This is a genomic window from Snodgrassella alvi (genome assembly GCF_002777745.1).
Classification (GTDB): domain Bacteria; phylum Pseudomonadota; class Gammaproteobacteria; order Burkholderiales; family Neisseriaceae; genus Snodgrassella; species Snodgrassella alvi_D.
The window spans coordinates 1-2,335 of the sequence record NZ_MEIO01000067.1; the positions used below are offsets into that span (position 1 = coordinate 1).

The following is a 2,335-nucleotide window of genomic DNA, read 5'->3' on the forward strand; positions in this document are numbered from 1 at the left end:
CATCATCAAAGATAAAATTAAAGGCACGGGTGTGCATCTGATAATTAAAAAAGTTGGTAAAAGTAACCGAATCTTCATTAGCATAGGCATGAATCACAAGATCATTACCGGAACGCGAGAACACTGCATCAGCCAGTTTTGCATTTTCAAATACAATGTCATTATATTTGGGAACTGCTGAATCAAATTCAAAATCCTCAATTAGATCCTGTCCGTGTCCACGCTGAAAAATATACCGATCTTTGTTCCAGTCACCGCCATAGAGAGTATCGTTTCCGGGACCACCATTGATGATATCGTAACCTTCTTTGCCCCATAGTGTGTCATCACCGGCACCACCATTAAGAATATCATCACCGGCACCACCATTAAGAATATCATCACCATCGCCGCCACTTAAATAGTCGTTTCCACTTTCTCCATACAGCTCATCATTACCTGCTCCTCCGAAAAGGTTGTCTATACCATCTCCTCCATATAATTTATCATTACCCGGCCCTCCAGCAATAATATCGTGAGAATTCCAGCCTCTGAGTTCATCGTCACCTGATGTGCCTCCCAAAATAAATGACATGGCAGCTATATCATCAACACTTAATACTTTATCATCAAATACAAAGTTAAATGCTCTGCTGTAGTAATTATTGTAGGTGAAGTAATCAGGCAGGGTAAGGGAATCATCTGTACCATAAGCATGAATAACCAGATCATTACCGGAACGCGAGAACACTGCATCAGCCAGTTTTGCATTTTCAAATACAATGTCATTATATTTGGGAACTGCTGAATCAAATTCAAAATCCTCAATTAGATCCTGCCCGTGTCCACGTTGAAAAATGTACCGATCTTTGTTCCAGTCACCGCCATAGAGAGTATCGTTTCCGGGACCACCATTGATGATATCGTAACCTTCTTTGCCCCATAGTGTGTCATCACCGGCACCACCATTAAGAATATCATCACCGGCACCACCATTAAGAATATCATCACCATCGCCGCCACTTAAATAGTCGTTTCCACTTTCTCCATACAGCTCATCATTACCTGCTCCTCCGAAAAGGTTGTCTATACCATCTCCTCCATATAATTTATCATTACCCGGCCCTCCAGCAATAATATCGTGAGAATTCCAGCCTCTGAGTTCATCGTCACCTGATGTGCCTCCCAAAATAAATGACATGGCAGCTATATCATCAACACTTAATACTTTATCATCAAATACAAAGTTAAATGCTCTGCTGTAGTAATTATTGTAGGTGAAGTAATCAGGCAGGGTAAGGGAATCATCTGTACCATAAGCCTGAATAATCAAATCATTACCAGAACGGGTAAACTGAGCATCAGCCAGATTAGCACCTTTAAAGACTACATCATTGAAATGACTTTGGTAACTAGTATTTCCTTGGTCATAAATGACATCCTGCCCATGGCCTGCCTCGAATTCATAGCGGTCTTTGTGCCAGTCACCACCTTTGAGAGTATCGTTACCGGTACCGCCAATAAGAATATCGTATCCAGTACCACCATTTAAGGTATCGTTACCGGCACCGCCATTGAGAATATCATTCCCATCATCCCCATTGAGAATATCATCGCCGTCATCACCACTGAGAATATCATCACCATCGCCACCCCATAAGGTATCATTCCCGGCACCGCCACTTAAAATATCTTTACTATGCCAGCCGACAATAACATTATCACCATCGTCCCCAGTAATAGTAAAGGTATAATTGTTCTTGATTTCTTCAGTGCTAATGGCTTGATCATCGAATATGAAGTTAAATGCTCTGCTGTAGTAATTATTGTAGGTGAAGTAATCAGGCAGGGTAAGGGAATCATCTGTACCATAAGCCTGAATAATCAAATCATTACCAGAACGGGTAAACTGAGCATCAGCCAGATTAGCACCTTTAAAGACTACATCATTGAAATGACTTTGGTAACTAGTATTTCCTTGGTCATAAATGACATCCTGCCCATGGCCTGCCTCGAATTCATAGCGGTCTTTGTGCCAGTCACCACCTTTGAGAGTATCGTTACCGGTACCGCCAATAAGAATATCGTATCCAGTACCACCATTTAAGGTATCGTTACCGGCACCGCCATTGAGAATATCATTCCCATCATCCCCATTGAGAATATCATCGCCGTCATCACCACTGAGAATATCATCACCATCGCCACCCCATAAGGTATCATTCCCGGCACCGCCACTTAAAATATCTTTACTATGCCAGCCGACAATAACATTATCACCATCGTCCCCAGTAATAGTAAAGGTATAATTGTTCTTGATTTCTTCAGTGCTAATGGCTTGATCATCGAATATGAA

Annotated in this window: 1 protein-coding gene; it reads right to left on the bottom strand. The window is 41.7% G+C overall.

Annotated features, from left to right (window positions below; genetic code table 11):
• Positions 1–2,335 (bottom strand): calcium-binding protein (locus BHC51_RS12325; protein ID WP_143558855.1); only part of this gene is annotated, 2,335 nt, incomplete at both ends.